The sequence below is a fragment of the Streptomyces cinnabarinus genome, assembly GCF_027270315.1.
In the GTDB taxonomy this organism is placed as follows: Bacteria; Actinomycetota; Actinomycetes; order Streptomycetales; family Streptomycetaceae; genus Streptomyces; species Streptomyces cinnabarinus.
The window spans coordinates 8,875,859-8,894,316 of the sequence record NZ_CP114413.1 but is presented as its reverse complement, the minus strand read 5'-3'; the positions used below and the strand labels follow the sequence as shown (position 1 = coordinate 8,894,316).

13 protein-coding genes and 1 pseudogene are annotated in these 18,458 nt (G+C 69.4%); 10 read left to right on the top strand and 4 right to left on the bottom strand.

Annotated elements, in window-relative coordinates; genetic code table 11:
• Positions 1-19 precede the first annotated feature (19 nt).
• A complete protein-coding gene (locus STRCI_RS40080) occupies positions 20-1,165 on the top strand; it encodes a TauD/TfdA family dioxygenase (RefSeq protein WP_269663930.1) in 1,146 nt (381 codons plus the stop codon).
• A gap of 112 nt (positions 1,166-1,277) precedes the next feature.
• Here the strand turns inward: STRCI_RS40080 and STRCI_RS40075 are convergent, their stop codons facing one another.
• A complete protein-coding gene (locus STRCI_RS40075) occupies positions 1,278-2,249 on the bottom strand; it encodes a LysR family transcriptional regulator (protein ID WP_269663929.1) in 972 nt (323 codons plus the stop codon).
• A gap of 95 nt (positions 2,250-2,344) precedes the next feature.
• Between STRCI_RS40075 and STRCI_RS40070 the strand changes: the two genes are divergently transcribed.
• Together STRCI_RS40070 and STRCI_RS40065 are read left to right on the top strand one after the other, a co-directional pair.
• The gene (locus tag STRCI_RS40070; RefSeq protein WP_269663928.1) at positions 2,345-3,478 is read left to right on the top strand and encodes a YeiH family protein; all 1,134 of its coding nucleotides are present in this window, start codon (positions 2,345-2,347) and stop codon (positions 3,476-3,478) included.
• A gap of 217 nt (positions 3,479-3,695) precedes the next feature.
• Positions 3,696-6,236: a hypothetical protein gene (locus STRCI_RS40065; protein WP_269663927.1), complete on the top strand. Its 2,541-nt coding sequence runs from the start codon at positions 3,696-3,698 to the stop codon at positions 6,234-6,236.
• A gap of 148 nt (positions 6,237-6,384) precedes the next feature.
• On the opposite strand, the gene STRCI_RS40060 is transcribed toward STRCI_RS40065, so the two are convergent.
• Positions 6,385-7,212 carry a HEAT repeat domain-containing protein gene (locus STRCI_RS40060; protein WP_269663926.1) on the bottom strand — a complete coding sequence of 276 codons (828 nt, stop codon included), beginning with the start codon at positions 7,210-7,212 and terminating at the stop codon, positions 6,385-6,387.
• Between the two features lie 234 nt (positions 7,213-7,446).
• On the bottom strand, positions 7,447-8,112 hold the full coding sequence (locus tag STRCI_RS40055; RefSeq protein WP_269663925.1) for a GntR family transcriptional regulator: 666 nt from the start codon (positions 8,110-8,112) through the stop codon (positions 7,447-7,449).
• Between the two features lie 95 nt (positions 8,113-8,207).
• On the opposite strand from STRCI_RS40055, the gene glyA reads away from it, so the two are divergent.
• Genes glyA through STRCI_RS40030 form a run of 5 tightly spaced genes read left to right on the top strand, consistent with a single transcriptional unit; the run spans position 8,208 to position 14,496 of the window.
• Positions 8,208-9,509 carry a serine hydroxymethyltransferase gene (gene glyA, locus STRCI_RS40050; protein ID WP_269663924.1) on the top strand — a complete coding sequence of 434 codons (1,302 nt, stop codon included), beginning with the start codon at positions 8,208-8,210 and terminating at the stop codon, positions 9,507-9,509.
• A complete protein-coding gene (locus STRCI_RS40045) occupies positions 9,506-10,726 on the top strand; it encodes a sarcosine oxidase subunit beta family protein (protein WP_269663923.1) in 1,221 nt (406 codons plus the stop codon). The genes glyA and STRCI_RS40045 overlap by 4 nt, the downstream gene beginning before the upstream one ends.
• Positions 10,727-10,749: 23 nt before the next feature.
• A complete protein-coding gene (locus STRCI_RS40040; protein ID WP_269663922.1) occupies positions 10,750-11,046 on the top strand; it encodes a sarcosine oxidase subunit delta in 297 nt (98 codons plus the stop codon).
• Positions 11,043-13,883, top strand: coding sequence for a sarcosine oxidase subunit alpha family protein (locus tag STRCI_RS40035; protein WP_269663921.1), 2,841 nt, complete (start codon positions 11,043-11,045; stop codon positions 13,881-13,883). Before STRCI_RS40040 ends, STRCI_RS40035 begins: the two co-directional genes overlap by 4 nt.
• A complete protein-coding gene (locus tag STRCI_RS40030) occupies positions 13,876-14,496 on the top strand; it encodes a sarcosine oxidase subunit gamma (RefSeq protein WP_269663920.1) in 621 nt (206 codons plus the stop codon). Before STRCI_RS40035 ends, STRCI_RS40030 begins: the two co-directional genes overlap by 8 nt.
• Positions 14,497-14,812: 316 nt before the next feature.
• Here the strand turns inward: STRCI_RS40030 and STRCI_RS40025 are convergent.
• A pseudogene (locus STRCI_RS40025) lies at positions 14,813-15,488 on the bottom strand (transposase family protein).
• Positions 15,489-16,206: 718 nt separating this feature from the next.
• Here STRCI_RS40025 and vioD point away from each other — a divergent pair.
• A complete protein-coding gene (vioD, locus tag STRCI_RS40020) occupies positions 16,207-17,325 on the top strand; it encodes a capreomycidine synthase (RefSeq protein ID WP_269663919.1) in 1,119 nt (372 codons plus the stop codon).
• Positions 17,326-17,348: 23 nt separating this feature from the next.
• The gene (gntD, locus tag STRCI_RS40015) at positions 17,349-18,380 is read left to right on the top strand and encodes a guanitoxin biosynthesis L-enduracididine beta-hydroxylase GntD (protein WP_269663918.1); all 1,032 of its coding nucleotides are present in this window, start codon (positions 17,349-17,351) and stop codon (positions 18,378-18,380) included.
• Positions 18,381-18,458 lie beyond the last annotated feature (78 nt).

Genomic DNA, 18,458 nt, shown 5'->3' with positions numbered 1-18,458 from the left:
AGACCTCACGGAGACGACCATGGCCGAAACCCCGGATGCCACACCGCCGCCGATCTCTCCGTTCACGGGTCCCGCCCTGTGGTACGGGCCCGATATGGCGGGCCGCGACGACTGGGTCCTGACGCTGTCGGCCGGGCACCGTGAGGAACTGCGCGGGGCTGTGCGCACGGCCCGTCGGCGTGCCGCCACTCTGCTGCGGATGTCGGTCGCCGACTTCCCGCTGCCCACGCTCGCCGCCGTACTGGGGCAGGCCGGGGCGGCGCTGGCCGAGGGACCCGGCTTCGTCCTGCTGCGGGGCGTCCCGCCGGACCTGCTCGGCGAGGCGGAGGCGTGCACCGTGCTGCGCGGGCTCGGCCAGTACCTCGGACGGCCCGTGTCCCAGACGCCCGACGGCCGAACCCTCTGCCACATCCGGGACACCGGCGCGGCGCCCGACACCGCCGCAGCCCCCGATGCTCCCGCGCCGCCCGCGTACCGGACCCGGGCGGCGATACCGTTCCACACCGCCGAGTCCGACCTCCTCGCCCTGCTGTGCCTGCGCCCGGCCCGCTCCGGCGGGCGCACACTCCTGGCCAGTGCCGCGGCCGTGCACAACGCCGTACTCAGCGCCCGGCCCGACCTCGCCGGGAACCTGTACCGCCAGCACCACTTCGACGGTCAGCCGGAGCGGACGTCCGGCGAGGAGACCTCTCTGGCGTCCCCTCTCATCACCCGGCACGGCGACAGACCCAGCATGCGCTACGACCGAGCCCGGCTGGCCCGCGGGCCGCACGGCAGCGAACCGACCTCCGCACCGGACGTCGACAGCCGGCTCTACACGCTCATCGACTCCACGGCCGCCTCCCCCGTCGTACGGCTGGACCTGGACCTGCGGCCCGGGGACCTGCTGCTGCTCGACAACCACGTGGTCCTGCACGCCCGTTCGGCCTACGACGACTTCGACGCCCCGCAGGCCAAACGCCACCTGCTGCGCCTGTGGCTGGCCCGCCCCGACGACACCGCGCCCGGCGACCCGAGGGCCGAACCTCCCGCCCGCCCCCTGACCCGCACCGGAGTCACCCCGCGCGACATCGTCCGCCCCCGCGGCCCGGGGGTGACGGGCCCCGGGTGGGACTGTCCGCCGCCGCGCGCTCTTCGAGGAGAGGCGACGACGCCTCTGTCGTAGCCGAACCGCCCGGCTCTGCGTGCACTCGGCTGCCGTGGGCCAGGCGCACAACGCCGTGGCCGTACGCACGCGCCGCCCGCCATGACGACGCGCCACGGCAGACGCCGTTCGGTCAGTCCGCCGCGCGAGTCGACCGCGCCCCTGTGACCGCGCGGCGGGCCACCGTGACCAGCTCCGCCGCCGGGCCCTGCAGGCGCCGCCCGCTCGGCCAGACCGCGCGCAGGTCACGCGTCAGGTCGACGCCCTCGACGTCGACGCCGATCAGCCGTCCCTCGGCGATGTCACCACGGACGGCCAGCTCGCTGAGTACGGACGGCCCGGTGCCCGCGATCACCGCGCCGCGCACGGCGGCCGTCGAGCCGAGCTCCACCAGGGGCCGCACGCGTTCACAGCCGGCCAGATGCAGGGCCCGGTCCAGAGTCTGCCGGGTGCCGGAACCGCGCTCCCGCAGCACCAGCGGCGCACGGGACAGCTCTCGCGCCGACAACGGCTCAGCGCGCCGCGCCCATGGATGCCCGGGGTCGACCACGACCACGAGCCGGTCCTCGGCCACCTGCCGCGTGGACATCACGCGCGACAGACGTGGCCCCTCGACGAATCCGATGTCGGCCTCGCCCGCATCGACCAGCTCCGGTACGTGCTCGCTGTTGCTCACCTGAAGCCCGATGTAGAGCCCCGGCCGACGGCCGCGCAGCTCGCTGATCCAGGCCGGCAGCAGGTACTCCGCGACGGTCAGGCTCGCCGCGACGCGCAGCTCGGCCTCCCTGCGGTCACGCAGCCTGTCGGCGTCGGCGAGCAGGTCGTCGAGTCCGTCCATGATCCGCCGGGCGTGCCCGGCCACCTCCTGCCCGGCCAGCGTCAGCCGGGATCCGCGACGGGTCCGGTCGACCAACACCAGTCCCAGCCCGCGCTCCAGCGTGGACAACCTACGGCTGGCGGACGGCTGGGAGATCCGCAGGCGCTCGGCCGCCCGGCCCAGACTCCCCAGGTCGGCGACGAGGACGAGCAGCCGCAGCGACTCCAGATCGGGAGTGCGCAGCGGAACGGCACCGGGACGGGGAGGCGGAACGGATGCGTCTGTCACAGCGACACCGTATGGGTTGGTCATACGTCTGCGCTATGAACTGATGCTCGATCAAGGGCTACAGAGCCCGCGCGGTGCCGCCCAGAGTGGCGATCATGACTAACGCCGACTACTCCCCACGGTCAGGCACCCCCGCGCCACCCCGCCTCGCCGCCCTCCGCAGGCCCGGTGCCACGCCAGGCGCCCGCTCCACCGCTGTCGTCGCCCGGCTGCCGGGGCTCGCCCTCGCCTGCGCCGTCGCCCTGGTCGCGACCGCGGCGGGGCGGCTGGCGCCCGTCATCGGCGGGCCGGTGAGCGCGGTCGTGCTCGGGGTGCTGGTGGCCGTGGCGGTGCGGCCCGGGGAACGGCTGCGGCCGGGCATCGCCTTCGCCGGGCGCGGTGTGCTCCAGGCCGCCGTGGTCGTCCTTGGCGCGCAACTGTCGCTGACTCAGGTGCTGCGGGTCGGTGTCGGCTCGCTGCCGGTGATGATCGGGACCCTCGCGGCCTGTCTCGCGGCCGCCTACTGGATCGGACGCCGGCTCGGTGTCGTCCGCGACCTGCGCACCCTGATCGGTGTGGGCACTGGTGTCTGCGGCGCCTCCGCGATCGCCGCGGTCACACCGGTCATCGGCGCGGCCGAGGCGCAGGTGGCCTACGCCATCTCCACGATCTTCGTGTTCAACGTCGCCGCGGTGCTGAGCTTCCCCGCTCTCGGCCATCTGCTGGGCATGGGCCAGGAGGCCTTCGGTGTGTTCGCCGGCACCGCGGTCAACGACATGTCGTCGGTGGTGGCCGCGGCCGCCACCTACGGCGGCCCCGCGGCCGATCACGCGGTCGTGGTCAAGCTGGCCCGCACGCTGATGATCATCCCGATCTGCCTCGTTCTCGCGGCCATTGCCCGCCGTCGGACGCGGACGGCGGAGGATGCGGCGGCGGACACCGAAACAGCGGGTCCCGGCCAGGGTGCCGCCGCCCCGGTACGCGTCGGCCGACTGGTGCCGTGGTTCCTGATCGGCTTCCTTGCCCTGGCGGCCGCGAACACCGCCGGTCTCGTCCCGCCCGCCGCCCACGGCCCGATCGGCACACTCGCCGTCTTCCTGATCACCGTCGCCCTGTCCGCGGTCGGTCTGTCCACCCAACCCGCCAAGCTGCGCCGGACCGGCCTCGCGCCCCTGCTGCTGGGCGGCTGCCTGTGGGTGGTGGTATCCGCCACCAGCCTCGGCTTCCACTTCTTGGGCCAGTACCTGTGAGAGTCACCTGTACCCGCGGACCACGGGAGTTTCAGGTGCGCCGTCTGGCGATCCAGCCTCCTCCTCCCCTACGCTCCGGGCTTGCACCACCGAACCCTTGGCTGCCTGCCGACAACGGGTTGGTAGGAGCCGCCGTTCTCGGGGGAGAGCCAGTATGAGGCGTACGTGGCGAAGATCGGTCGTTGGGGTGGCCGCGGCAGCAATGACCTTTTCCCTCTTGGGAATTCCGGCTTCCGCGGCGGAGGGCGAGCCGCCGCCCAAGCCGGAGCCGGAAAGCTATGCGGACTTCCAGCCGGGGCTCAGGCTCCTCCTGGAGGACGTACGGTCCGGGCGGCTGCAGGAGGAGGCGTTCGTCAATCACGCGTACGCCAAACTCGGGTACCAGGGCGGGGTTCCGCAGCGCTACCGCGACGAGAGCGTGCCGCCGCAGCAGGAGGCGATCCTGGCGATGGCACTCGGGCGGGAGTTGGGAAAGCTCCCGCACCCGGTCCGCCGCAGTGTGCAGAACCGGCTCGGCGGCGCCGCTGATCTGGCACCCGTCATCGCCCGCGATCCTCAGGAACCGCAGCCCGCGGCCGGGGACGTGAAGGCTGCCTTGCAGGCATCGGCCGCCGAGTGTGGCACGGCGTTCCCCTCGGGCCAGCGCTGCACGTACAACACCGCCAACTTCAGTCTCATCTACAACCTCGGTGGCGAGAACGACACCAACCCCTACGACGGCGCGGGGAACGCCACGGTCGGCGATGTGCCGGGCAACGGGGTGCCCAACTACGTGGACCGGATGGGCCGTTCCTTCGAGGTGGCCTACGCGAAGTACGCCTCCCTGGGCTACGAGCCGAGGGACGCCGGTGAGAAGCGGGTCGCCGTCTTCATCGGTTCGGAGCACGCTCCCCCGGGCACCGGGGCCGTACAGCCCTACGAGGTGGCCGACGCCAATGTCATCCACCTCGGGTCGAAGTGGAGCGCGGGGCAGGAGGCGGACGAGTACTACCTGCCGCGGCACGAACTCTTTCACTCCATGCAGTACAAGTACATCGGGGTGAGTCTGCTCTTCAACATGAAGAGCCTCAACGCCTGGATGGAGGCGACCGCGGAATGGGGCGCCCACCAGGCGATCAAGGATGACGCGGCGATGCCGATCGCGGAGCGCGACGACTACGCGAAGCACCTGGACATCTTCTTCCAGCGGCCCGACGAGTCGCTGACCGCCTGGGACGGATGGGGCGGCGAGTCACGGCAGTACGGAGCCTTCATCTTCGCCGAGTTCATGGAGGAGCGGCTCGGGACGGAGTCCGTCCGCAAGTCCTGGGAGCGGATCGGCGACGCGTATTTCCCGGACGGGCAGACCGAGATCCGGGACATGATGAGGGATGAGTACGACGCGGATCTCGCCGAGGAGTTCCGGGCCTTCGGGGTCGCCAACTACCAGATGTGCGGCACTGGTTCGGCGTCCGACTTCGGGTCGTACTGGCACTACCGGGATCCCGATGTGTCCGACTGGTGCAGCGCGCTCGCCGGCACCGGATCGGACAGCACGTTCCCCGTCGCCCGCCCGGCGCACGAGACGGTGACGCTGGCCCCGGACACCGGCAAGGCGTCGGGGAAGGCCACCGTCAAGGACGGCGGCGTGCACTACGTCGACCTCATCGGCAGCAACAAGCCATCCGACCTGTGGAACATGGCCGTACGCACCATGCAGGACGATGACGAGCGGCTGACCTTCACCGTAGTCAACTGGGAGACCATCCCCCGGCGTTGTTTCGCCGAGGACAAGAGCGCGCGCCGGCAGGACACCACGCTGGACACCCGCATCGGCGGGAAATGCCATGTCGTGACGTTGATGATCAGCCATGGCGGGTTGGACGAGGACGAAGAGGAGGGGCGCTGGGAGACCCAGTACACCTCACGCTTCGGCGGGGTGGTCGGCAACAGCGGCATCGAGGTCGGCGTACAGCCCGGTGGGAATCTCATCTCACCCGGGAGTCCGCCCAGCGCCGGATCGAAGACCACCGATCTCGGCATCCGGCACAAGGCCACCAACTTCGAGGGAGTCGCCGCGCGCGGCTGTCACTGCGAGGGCTGGGGCATCCAGGTGACCCCGCCCGGCGGGGTCGGCCAATGGAGCGGCTACGCACACGGATTGAAGGGCCTCTCCCCCAACGCGACGGTCACGCAGTTCGTCACCACGGACTACCAGGTGGTCTCAGTCGTACGGCTGACCGGCACGGACTATCCGGTGACCGTGACCCACGAGTTCAGGCCCTCCTCGCGCAGTTCGCTCTACGACGTGAAGGTCACCATCACCTCGGAGGCTCCCCCGGGCGAGGTCCCGCACATCACCTACCGGCGGGTCGTCGACTGGGGTGTGGAACCGACCCCGTTCGACGAGTTCATCACCGTCAAGGCCGACCACGCGCAGGTCGAGTTCTCCAGTGACCACGGGCGGGGTGACCCCGACCCCGCGTCCGGACGCACCAAGGACCGCAAGGAAGGCTCCTTCACCGACGAGGGCCCCTACGACGGTGGCACCATGCTGGACGTCAATGTCCCCATGAAGCCGGCGACGGGCTCGCCGGGTGTCGGCGTGAAGGGTGAATTCGATCTCTTCTACGGGGCCGCCGACAGTGCCGACGACGCGCGGGAAGCGCTGAGCGCGGTCGGTGCTCCCGTCTACTCCCTCGCCAAACCCAACGAGCCGGGGAATCCGGGTTCGGGCCGGCCGGTGACGTTCATGCTGGGCTACAAGCCCGGCAGCTGAGGCGGACCGTGTGCCGCACCGCCTGGACCGTGCCGGTTGACGCCGGGACGGCCCGGGCGGGCCGCCTCTAACGGTGGTCCAAGTCCCGCCGCTGCCCAGGGTGACTTCGGCCGTGGGCAACCTGAAATGCTGTGTCGTGCTGTGTTTGTCAGGTGCTGCGGGGTTCGGGCCGGCGTGCCTTGGCCGCCTGTTCACGAACGTACGGGTCGGGGTCCGTACTCAGCCGGTCGAGCACAGCCGAGGTTGTGAGATCGGCGCGCTCCGGGACGGGGAAGCGACCCAGGGCAATCGCGACCCAGGCGCGGACGCGGGGGTTGTCGTCGTTCGCGAGCAGGCGGATCTTCCGCAAGGTTCTTGGCTTCTGGAGGAAACCGAGGGAACCGAGAGCGCAGATGCGCACTTGCGCGGATGGATCGTCCAGCAGGTTCAGCAGCAGGTCGACGGCCGCCGGGCTTGTACCGTGGCTGCACAGTGTGCCCACGGCCGCGGTCCGGATCCGTTCGTCCGAGTCCTGCGCGGCGTGGGCAAGCAGGCTGAGATCAGCGGGTTCGGGGACGAAGCCGAGCAGCCAGATCGCCGCCCGGCGAAGGTCCTGATCGCTGTCATCGGCGCACGGCACGAGGATCTCGCGCGCGGAGGACGGGTCCTCCTGCGCGCATACGTAAAGCGTCGTCGCGAGAGAGTCCTGGTCGTCACCCAGATCGCGAGCGTAGGCACGCAACAGGGCAGCCAAAGACGTGCGGCCGGCCGTCTCGGCCAGAATCCGGGCGAGCACATGACGGGCGTACCAGCTGCCCGCTTCCACGGCCGCCGTGAGGTGCGCCTCCAGGTAGGGAACCAGCTCCCGTTGCCGGGCGGCTATCAACTGCTCTTCGATCTCTGCAAGGGCATCGACGTCGCAGTCCGGGTCCGCAAGCCCGGCCGCGAGCTCGTCGAGGCGCACCGTGAGATCGCTCGCTGACCGCGCGTCGTCCAACCTGTCCTCCTCGTGATTCTTCCGACCGTACCGATCCCACGCCGACAGGCTCGCGGCGGACCTCGCCGCTGCGTTCCGGCGCCTCACCGCAGGCCGGCGTCCCGGAACAAGATCGAGCGGTGCGTCCGCAGCGTGATCACCCAGCTGTCGGAGGACGACGTCGCTCCATACTTGCGGACCACCCTGGCGGGCAGGCCCCAGATGCATCGTGCGGACGCCCAGGAACCCGGCCCTTCACATCGCGTCGCGGACCGCCCGCTCGAACCCCTCGACATGGCTGCGGGCCAGTCGCGCCGCCCGCTCGGGGTCACCGGCGACGATCGCGTCGATCAGCGGTCCGTGCTCTGCGACGTGGCCGGCCATGTCGGAGAGCCGGTCGATGAACAGGCACCAGATGCGGGTGGCCAGGTTGTCGTAGCGGACGAGGGTGTCCTCCAGATACGGGTTGTGCGTGGCCGCGTAGACGGCGCGGTGAACCTGGAGGTCCAGGTGCAGGAGCTCGGTGGCGTCCTGTCGCCGGGTGTCCCCGCTCTCGAGTTCCTGCCGTAGCGCCGTCAGGGTCGCCCGGTCCGTCGCCGTGGCACGCCGGGCCGCCTGGGCCGCGGCGAGGGGTTCCAGTTCCTGGCGCACTTCGGAGATGTGGGCCAGGTCGGTGATGTGGACGTCGGTGGCGAAGGTGCCGCGTCGGGGGTAGGTCGTGATGAGGCGCTCGTACTGAAGCCGCTTGAGCGCCTCGCGTACCGGTGTCCGGCCGACGCCGAGGGACTGCCCCAGCTGCTCCTCGTTGATCGGAGCACCCGGCCGGATCTCCAGCAGGACGAGCCGGTCGCGGATGACGCGATAGGCGCGCTCGGCGAGGGAGAGCTCCTCGTTGCTGGGCTCGGTCGCCATCTGCTGCATCAACGCCCCCTTGACCTGTCCGGCGAGCTCACATACCTTACCGCAAGGGCTGATATATCAGTCACCTTTCAGTCGTCTCCCAGGATGGTGTGCAGATGGCAACCACCCCGTCGACCACGACCGCCTCCTCCCTGTCCCGCCCGCTCGGCGACCTCGACCCGGACGTCGCCGCCGCGGTCCACGCCGAACTGCGCCGTCAGCAGTCGACGCTGGAGATGATCGCGTCGGAGAACTTCGCCCCGGCCGCCGTGCTGGAGGCCCAGGGCTCGGTGCTGACCAACAAGTACGCCGAGGGCTACCCCGGCCGCCGCTACTACGGCGGCTGCGAACACGTCGACGTCGTCGAGCAGTTGGCGATTGACCGGGTGAAGGAGTTGTTCGGCGCCGAGGCCGCGAACGTGCAGCCGCACTCGGGCGCCCAGGCCAACGCGGCCGCGATGTTCGCGCTGCTGAAGCCCGGCGACACGATCCTCGGCCTCGACCTGGCGCACGGCGGTCACCTGACCCACGGCATGCGCATCAACTACTCCGGCAAGCTGTACAACGTCGTGCCCTACCACGTGCGCGAGTCCGACCTGCGGGTCGACATGGACGAGGTCGAGCAACTCGCCCTGGCCCACCGGCCCAAGATGATCGTCGCGGGCTGGTCGGCGTATCCGCGCCGGCTGGACTTCGCCGCGTTCCGGCGGATCGCCGACGCGGTGGGCGCGTATCTGATGGTGGACATGGCGCACTTCGCGGGGCTCGTCGCCGCGGGGCTGCACCCGAGCCCGGTGCCCTACGCCGATGTCGTCACGACGACCACGCACAAGACCCTCGGTGGCCCGCGCGGTGGTGTGATCCTCAGCCGTGCCGACCTGGCCAAGAAGATCAACTCCGCTGTCTTCCCGGGCCAGCAGGGCGGACCGCTTCAGCATGTGATCGCGGCGAAGGCGGTGGCCTTCAAGGTGGCCGCGGGCGAGGAGTTCAAGGACCGTCAGCGGCGCACGCTCAAGGGCGCGAAGATCCTCGCCGGGCGGCTGCTGGCCGATGATGTCGCGGAGGCCGGGATCACGGTCCTGACCGGGGGTACGGAGGTCCATCTGATCCTCGTCGACCTGCGCGGGTCCGCCCTCGACGGGCAGCAGGCCGAGGACCGCCTGCACCGCATCGGCATCACCGTCAACCGCAACGCGGTGCCCTTCGACCCACGCCCGCCGATGGTCTCCTCGGGCCTGCGGATCGGCACCCCCGCTCTGGCCACCCGTGGCTTCGGCGACGCGGAGTTCCGCGAGGTCGCCGACATCGTCGCCGAGGCCCTCAAGGGCGAACGCCCCGACGACGAGCTGCGCGCCCGGGTCGAGAGGCTCGCCGCCGACTTCCCCCTCTACCCTCACCTGAACGGAGCGCCGGCATGACCGCCGCACCGCTGCCGGAGCACCCGGACTGGCTCTGGCGCAATCCCGAGCCGAAGCGCTCCTACGACGTGCTCATCGTCGGCGCCGGCGGTCACGGTCTGGCCACCGCCTACTACCTCGCCAAGAACCACGGCATCACCGACGTCGCCGTCCTGGAGAAGGGCTGGCTGGCCGGCGGCAACATGGCCCGCAACACCACGATCATCCGCTCCAACTACCTGTGGGACGAGAGCGCGGCGATCTACGAGCACGCCCTGAAGCTGTGGGAGGGCCTGCCGGAGGAGCTGGACTACGACTTCCTGTTCAGCCAGCGCGGCGTCCTCAACCTCGCGCACACCCTCCAGGACGTCCGGGAGGGCGTGCGCCGCGTCAACGCCAACCGGCTCAACGGAGTGGACGCCGAGTGGCTGGAGCCGGACGAGATCGCCAAGGTCTGCCCCATCCTCAACCTCTCGCCCCGCACCCGCTATCCGGTGCTCGGCGGCACCTTCCAGCCCCGGGCCGGGATCGCCAAGCACGACCACGTCGCCTGGGCGCTGGCCCGCCGCGCCGACGAGCTGGGCGTGGACCTGATCCAGGGCTGCGAGGTCACCGGCTTCCTCAAGGACGGCGACCGGGTCGTGGGCGTCGACACCAACCGGGGCCGCATCCTGGCGGGCCGGGTCGGACTCGCGGCCGCCGGCCACAGCAGCGTGCTGGCCGAGCGCGCCGGGATCCGGCTGCCGGTGCAGTCCCACCCGCTCCAGGCACTGGTCTCCGAGCTGCACGAGCCGGTCCACCCGACGGTCGTCATGTCCAACCACGTGCACGTCTACGTCTCCCAGGCGCACAAGGGCGAGCTGGTGATGGGCGCGGGCGTGGACTCGTACAACGGCTACGGGCAGCGCGGCTCCTTCCACGTCATCGAGCGGCAGATGGCCGCCGCCGTCGAGCTGTTCCCGGTCTTCGCCCGCGCGCATGTGCTGCGGACCTGGGGCGGCATCGTCGACGTCTCCCCGGACGCCTCCCCGATCATCGGCGCGACTCCGGTGCCGAACCTCTACGTCAACTGCGGCTGGGGCACGGGCGGTTTCAAGGCCACCCCGGCCGCCGGCTGGACCTTCGCGCACACCCTCGCCACGGGCGAACCGCATCCCCTGAACGCCCCGTTCGCCCTCGAACGCTTCGCGACGGGCGCGCTGATCGACGAGCACGGCGCGGCCGCCGTGGCCCACTGAACGCCTGTTGAGAGAAGGACGCCGTGCTGCTGATCCGCTGCCCATGGTGCGGTCCCCGCGACGAGACCGAGTACCGCTACGGGGGCCAGGCCCATGTCCCCTACCCGGAGAACCCCGCGGACCTCACCGACGAGGAGTGGGCCGAGTACGTCTTCTACCGCGACAACCCCAAGGGCCCGTTCGCCGAGCGGTGGATGCACAGCACCGGCTGCCGTCGCTGGTTCAACGTCCTGCGCGACACCGTGACCCATGAGCTGCTCGCCGCCTACCGGCTCGACGAGCCCCGCCCCGAACTGCCCCAGGCCGGAGGGAACCGATGACCGACCAGCACTTCCGGCTCCCGCAGGGAGGACGCGTCGACCGCGGCACCGTGCTGCGGTTCACCGTCGACGGACGGGAGTTGACCGGCCACCCCGGCGACACCGTCGCCTCCGCGATGCTGGCGAACGGGATTATCGAGGTCGCCCCGTCGCTCTACCGCGGCCGCCCGCGCGGCATCGTCGCCGCGGGCGTCGAGGAGCCCAACGCGCTGCTCCAGATCGACGGCCCGTGCTCGGAGGGCATGCTGCCTGCGACGACGGTGGAGCTGTACGACGGCCTGGGTGCCACGACGCTGTCCGGCATGGGCCGCCTCGACCCGGCCCCCGACTCCGCCGTCTATGACAAGAAGTACGTCCACACCGACGTCCTCGTCGTCGGCGCCGGACCGGGCGGACTCGCGGCCGCCGCCGCTGCCGCCGGTTCCGGCGCGCGGGTGATACTCGTCGACGACCAGCCCGAGCCGGGCGGTTCACTGCTCGCCGGCCCGGAGAGTGACCTGCGGTGGGTCGCCGACGTACGGGCGGCGCTCGACGCAGCTCCCGAGGTCGTCGTCCTGCAACGCACCACGGCGTTCGGGTCGTACGACGACAACTATGTGCTGGCCGTCCAGCGTCGCACCGACCACCTGGGAGCGGCTCCGGACGGCGTCTCCCGCCAGCGGCTGTGGCACATCCGGGCCCGCCAGGTGATCCTCGCGACCGGCGCCCATGAGCGCCCGCTGGTCTTCGCGGGCAACGACCGGCCCGGCGTGATGCTCGCCGGCGCCGTGCGCACGTACCTCAACCGGTATGGCGTCAGGGCGGGTTCGCGGGTGGTGGTGAGCACGACCAACGACAGCGCCTATGACACGGTCACCGATCTCCACGCCGCCGGGGTCGTGGTGGCCGCGGTCGTGGACGCGCGCCCTGAACTGTCCCACCGGGCCTCGGAAGTGACCGCCGCGACCGGGGTGCGGGTGCTGCCGGGCAGCGCCGTCGTCGACACCACGGGAGACTCCCGGATCACCGGCGTCACCGTGCGGGCGCTCGACGCGGACGGTGAACTCACCGGTACCGCCGAGTCGTTCGACTGCGACCTCCTCGCCGTCTCCGGAGGCTGGAGCCCGGTGGTGCATCTGCACAGCCAGCGCCAGGGCCGGTTGAGGTGGGACGCCGACCTGGTCGCGTTCGTGCCCGACGGGACCGTACGGGACCAGCAGGTCGTCGGTGCGGCGCGCGGGACGTACACCCTCGACGGGTGTGTGGCCGAGGGTGCGCGCGCCGGTGCGCTGGCCGCGACGGAGGCCGGGTTCCCGGTGCCGGTGCCGATGCCGTCGTACGAGGAAGTGCGCTCCGACGTCCGCGCGCTGTGGCTGGTGCCCGGCCCGGACGACGACTGGGACACGCACTTCGTCGACCTCCAGCGTGACGTCACGGTCGCCGACGTACAGCGCTCCACCGGCGCGGGCATGCGGGGTGTGGAGCACGTCAAGCGGTACACCTCGCTCGGCACGGCCAACGACCAGGGCAAGACCTCCGGCGTCAACGCGATCGGTCTGATCGCCGAGATCCTCGGCGGTTCCCTGGGCGAGATCGGCACCACGGCCTACCGCGCGCCGTACACGCCCATCGCCTTCGCCGCACTCGCCGGGCGGGAGCGCGGCGAGCTGTTCGACCCGGAGCGCATGACCTCCCTCCACACCTGGCATGTCGCGCACGGCGCGGAGTTCGAGGACGTCGGGCAGTGGAAGCGCCCCTGGTACTTCCCGCTGCCCGGTGAGGGCATGGACACGGCCGTGGCCCGGGAGTGCCGGGCGGCCCGGGAGGGCGTGGCGTTCATGGACGCCTCCACCCTCGGCAAGATCGAGATCTGGGGCGCGGACGCGGGTGAGTTCCTCAACCGCGTCTACACCAACGCCTTCAAGAAGCTCAAGCCCGGCATGGCCCGCTACGGCGTCATGTGCAAGCCCGACGGCATGATCTTCGACGACGGCGTGACGCTCCGCCTGGACGAGAACCGCTACTTCATGACCACCACGACCGGCGGTGCCGCGGGCGTCCTGGACTGGCTGGAGGAGTGGCTCCAGACCGAGTGGCCCGAACTCGACGTGCACTGCACCTCGGTGACCGAGCAGTGGGCGACGATCGCCGTCGTCGGGCCGAAGTCCCGCGAGGTCGTTGCCCGACTCGCCCCCGACGTCGACCTGTCGGCGGAGGCGTTCCCCTTCATGGCCTTCCGCGAGACGACGCTGGCCTCCGGTGTCCCGGCCCGGATCTGCCGGATCTCCTTCTCCGGCGAACTCGCCTACGAGATCAACGTCTCGGCGTGGTACGGCCGGTCCGTGTGGGAGCAGGTGTACGAGGCCGGGCAGCCGTACGGCATCACCCCGTACGGCACCGAGACCATGCACGTCCTGCGGGCCGAGAAGGGCTACATCATCGTCGGCCAGGACACCGACGGCACCGTCACACCGCAGGACGCGGGCATGTCCTGGGTGGTCTCCCAGCAGAAGGACTTCATCGGAAAGCGGTCCTACTCCCGCGCCGACACCTCCCGCACCGACCGCAAGCAGTTGGTCGGCCTGCTGCCGAGCGACCGTACGACCCGGCTGCCCGAAGGCACCCAACTGGTGACGCCGGACGTCTCCTTGACGACGGTGCCCGTGCCGATGCTCGGTCACGTCACCTCCAGCTACCACAGCCCGGCCCTCGGCCGCCCCTTCGCCCTCGCCCTCGTCGCCGACGGCAGGGCACGGATCGGCCAGACCCTGCTCGCCCCCGTGGGCGAGGACCTCGTCTCCGTCGAGGTGACCGACTTCGTCCTCTACGACCCCGAAGGGACCAAGCGCGATGGCTGAGCCGACCGCCGCCGACCCCGCAGCCCTGCGGACGAGCCCGCTGGCACACCTGGCGGAACGGATGCGCGCCGCCACCGTCACCGGCGCCCGGGGCGTCGCGCTGACCGAGTGGCAGTTCCTCACCATGGTGAACGTGCGCGTCGATGTCGCCTCCGAAGCGGCCGACCGCGTGGAGAAGGCCCTGGGGACAGCGCTGCCGACGGAGTGCGGCACCACTACCGGCTCCGGCCCGCACACGGTCGTATGGCTCGGCCCCGACGAATGGCTGGTGCTCTCCCAGGCCGAAGTGACCGCCGTGGTAACGGAGTTGCGGGAGGCACTGACAACGGCCCCCGGTTCCGTCGTGGACGTCTCGGCCAACCGCACCACCCTGGAGCTGAGCGGCCCGGCCGCCCGGAAGGTCCTGGAGAAGGGCTGCCCGCTGGACCTGCATCCGCGGTCCTTCGGTCCCGGCCGGGCGGTGTCGACGACGGTGGGCCCGGTCCCCGTGCTGCTCTGGCAGACCGACGACACCCCGACGTACCGGCTCTTCCCACGCTCCTCGTTCGCCGACTACCTGACCCGCTGGCTCATCGACGCGATGGGCGAGTACGGCGGCCCGGAGATCCCCTGATGGCGCTGCGCGCGTTCGCCCTCTACTCGGTCGGCTTCGGTCCTTACATGAAGTCAAGTACAGAAGACGGCGCGGGGCGGACTCGCGGTCAACGTTGTCGAGTGCCAGGGAAACAGGCGCTGAACAGCGTGTTCGTGTCTTTCAGCACTGTCAGAACCTTCCCTGCTTACGCGGCGAAAAATCCCTGACACCTCCCTGGGGCAGACGTGAAAGTCCCTGAAAAAGTCCCTGGGATGTCCCTGCTTCTCCTCGTGCTGAGGCGTGTTGCACAAGGCAGCGTTAGGGCAGGTCAGGGGCCATTCAGGCCGGTTTCTGATCATGATGCGAGGGCGAGGTTGTGCATGTGCGCGACGGCCTGGACTGCGTGGTGGAGACCGTTGCCGTTCTGTCGGCAGTCGCGGAGGATCTTGTAGTTCTTCATCCGGCCGATCACATGCTCCACCCGTGCGCGGACCTTGCGGTGGGCGGCGTTGTGACTCCCTGGCAGTGCTCGGCCAGGCCGGAGGCCCGCCATGCATACGCATCCGCGGTAGTGCCCGGTACTGGTCGAGCGGCGGCGATGACGAGGCGGGAGTCGGCGTCCACGATGAACTGCACATTCGCCGAGAACCGGTAATTGCGGCTGGAGGAGGCGACCTGCGGGTCCCGGACCGGGATGAGGGTGCCGTCCACGATCCACAACCGGTCCGCGGCATCGGCAGGACGCGCGACAGGCTCGAACGCCAGCAGCGGCCCCAGCCGTTGGATCACCCGGCACACCGTGGAAGAGGAGACCCCGAACAGCGGCCCGAGCTGGCGCATCGTCAGGTTCGTGCGGTAGTGCACCGCGACGATCAGGACGCGCTCGGCCAGGGGCAACGCCCACGGCCGACCCTGCAAGGTGCCGTTCCACCCCGTTCACGCACGGCGCGCAGCAACCGGCCGAACTGCTCGACCCGCAGCCCCGTGAACGTCTCCACCCACACCCGCTCAGCGCTCAACACCCCAGCCATATATCGGAGATGCCCAGCTCAAGGCCTTGTGCAACACGCTTTAAAGGCAATGCTGTTGCTTTACGGGTCTGCGGGTTGGGGGCGTTGGGCGTGGACGGCTTGGGTGCCGGTCCGGGTGGGCTGTGGCCAGGTGTGGTGCCGAGCCCGTTTGAGTCGGTAGTTGGACATCTTGCGTTTGACGACGCGGGGCTGGCTGCGTAGGCCCTACGTCGTGGCGCTCAAGCCGCACCGCGGCACCTGGGCCCGGGCCGACAGCCCTGCGATGAAGAGCAAGCCGAAACCGATCCAGTGCTGACCCGACATCGTCGAGGGATGCCTCCCCGGAACATGCCTCACACTCGAACCGCCCTGATCTGCAACACCACTTGAAGGTCGGTGGTGTCTGGAGCGTGCCGCTCACCACGCTACGGAAGTCCTCTTCTTCCGCGATGTCGGTTGTCGACAGATGGGGCACCCGACTCATCGACGTATGGGCAGCAATGCAGATCCTGCAGCGGGCAATATCTGTCAACTGCCCATATCGGAGAGGACGTACATTGCTCCGTAGAAGACCTCGCACCCTCGGTCTGGGAGTTTGAGAAATCGACGTCATTGGACCAGAAACGCGAGATCAGCATCTCTGCCGACCTGAATCTACTTACCTCTGAGCACGAGAGTCAGACATCCCCACGAGCCGTTTCGTTGTTCTTGGGTCGCGAGGATAAGGTTCTGGAGAACGATGAATTTTGATGGGGCATTGCTCGAAGACTGGATGCGCGACCACTATCATGACGCTGCGATAGACATCGGGTCGAGTGGGGTTCTTGACTACTCGCTCGGACAGGTGCGAAAACTCGCCGGCATCGAGCCTGGTGATTTGGACGAGATCGTTTTCCGGGACAGCCCGTGCCTGGGTCGGGACGACCTGCGCGAGGCCATCGCCTCGCGCTGGGGGGACGGTGACGCGCGCAGGGTGATGCTTACGCACGGCGGCAGTGAGGCTATCTACGTCGCGCTCCAGACCCTCCTTGAGCCAGGTGACCAAGTCGTCGCCCTGCACCCGGCCTACCACTCGCACGTATCCGTCGCAGAGTCCATGGGGTGCGAAGTTCTGCGCTGGCGGCTGCGCGAGGAGGACGAATTTCGGCCTGACGTGGAGGAACTTGCGAGGCTCGTCACTGCGCGCACAAAGGTTATTGTGGTCAACTTTCCGCACAACCCGACCGGCGCGACACTCGACCTTGCTGGTTTCCGTCGCCTGCTTGAGATTGCTGACAATGTTGGCGCCTATCTCCTGTGGGACGGCGCTTTCACGGACCTGGTCTACGATGACGCACCGCTGCCGGACCCCGGACTGACCTATCCGCGCACTGTGTCGATCGGAACCTTTTCAAAAGCTTTTGGTCTACCCGGCATGCGTTTCGGATGGTGCATGGCCGACCCTGAGCTTCTGCGGGCGATGACCAACCTGCGCGACCGCATCACCCTCAGCCTCTCTCCGCTTCTCGAGTACATAGCGCTGCGCGTCGTACAGCGTGCAGACGTCTTCATCGCTCCCAGGCTGAAGAACGCCAAGGCCAACCGACGCCTGTTGGCCGACTGGGCCGTGCGGCACGAGGGTCGTGTCGACCTCCCGCTGCCCCTCGGCGGAGTGACAGCGTTCCCGCGACTGCGCCCGTGGCGGGACACGACCGAGCTTTGCCGTCGGCTGGGAGAGACCAGCAACATACTGCTCGTCCCCGGCCGGGCATTCGACCACCCGTGCCGCGTCCGGCTCGGTTTCGGCGGCGATCGCAGCCAACTGAGCAAAGGCCTGGACATTTTGGGCGCTGAGTTCGCCGCGAGTCTCCAACCGTGAGGCGGAAAGGAACCCTGACGAACATGCAGAGCATTGAACTCTCGGACATTGAGTTGAAGACAGTCAACGACGTACTCGCTTCGCTCACGGCGAAGTTCACTTCGAGCAGTGACCCGGAATTCGTCCGGCAGTGCGCGGTGTTCGCACACGAGCTGCCGCAGCGGCTGCGGGCTGAGTTGAACGCGTTCCGCCTGGAGGCTTCCGGTGGCGTGCTGTCCATCCGCGGCTTCCGGATTGACGACGTTGCTACCGGGCCCACTCCCGAGCACTGGCGTACCCACGCCGACCGGGCGTCCACGCTCCCCGCGGAGATGTACTTCATGCTCTGCGCATCCCTGTTGGGCGACCCCATCGCCTGGGCGACGCAGCAGGACGGCCGGATCATGCACGACATCTTTCCGATCAAGGGTCACGAGAATGAGCAGCTTGGCTCGGGCAGCGAAGAACTGCTGACCTGGCACACCGAGGAGGCCTTCCACCCGCTGCGGGCCGACTACCTCGGCCTGGCCTGTCTACGCAACCACGACCGGGTGGCAACGACCTTCGCCTCGGTCGACGACCTCGAGCTCACTGGTGAGATCAGGGACCTGCTCTGTCAGGAGCGGTATCCGATCAAGCCCGACCGCTCGCATCTGCCGCACCACGGGGAAGACAACCGGGAGATGTCGACGCGCGAACGCGAGCTGCTCTCGCGCAGCTATGAATGGATCATGGCCAAGGACAGCGAGCCCGACCGAGTCGCAATCCTCTTCGGCGACCGCGAAGCACCCTATCTACGCATCGATCCATTCTTCATGGAGGACGCATACGCCGTCCCGGACAGCGCCCGCGCAATGAAGGCCATCGTCGCGGAGGTCGATCGCAACATACGAGACTACGTGCTCGAACCGGGTGAACTGCTCTTCCTGGACAACTACAAGATCGTGCACGGCAGGGTGCCGTTCACTGCCCGCTTCGACGGCACGGACCGCTGGCTCAAGAGGCTGAACGTGGCGCGCGACCTGCGGAAGTCGCGCGATCGCAGAATCGACCACGACGCGCGAGTGATCCATTGACGACCTACAGCGCCTCGGCCCTCGCGGCCGGACGGACCCTACCCGGAAAGGACTGGGAGACGTCAGTGTCGACTACCC

Bases quoted from the DNA above. Each gene is read 5' to 3' on its own strand.
- gntD (WP_269663918.1), top strand. From the start codon at position 17,349: ATGCAGAGCATTGAACTCTCGGACATTGAGTTGAAGACAGTCAACGAC.
- STRCI_RS40045 (WP_269663923.1), top strand. From the start codon at position 9,506: ATGACCGCCGCACCGCTGCCGGAGCACCCGGACTGGCTCTGGCGCAAT.
- STRCI_RS40070 (WP_269663928.1), top strand. From the start codon at position 2,345: ATGACTAACGCCGACTACTCCCCACGGTCAGGCACCCCCGCGCCACCC.
- glyA (WP_269663924.1), top strand. From the start codon at position 8,208: ATGGCAACCACCCCGTCGACCACGACCGCCTCCTCCCTGTCCCGCCCG.
- STRCI_RS40080 (WP_269663930.1), top strand. From the start codon at position 20: ATGGCCGAAACCCCGGATGCCACACCGCCGCCGATCTCTCCGTTCACG.
- STRCI_RS40035 (WP_269663921.1), top strand. From the start codon at position 11,043: ATGACCGACCAGCACTTCCGGCTCCCGCAGGGAGGACGCGTCGACCGC.
- STRCI_RS40055 (WP_269663925.1), bottom strand. From the start codon at position 8,112: ATGCAGCAGATGGCGACCGAGCCCAGCAACGAGGAGCTCTCCCTCGCC.
- vioD (WP_269663919.1), top strand. From the start codon at position 16,207: ATGAATTTTGATGGGGCATTGCTCGAAGACTGGATGCGCGACCACTAT.
- STRCI_RS40030 (WP_269663920.1), top strand. From the start codon at position 13,876: ATGGCTGAGCCGACCGCCGCCGACCCCGCAGCCCTGCGGACGAGCCCG.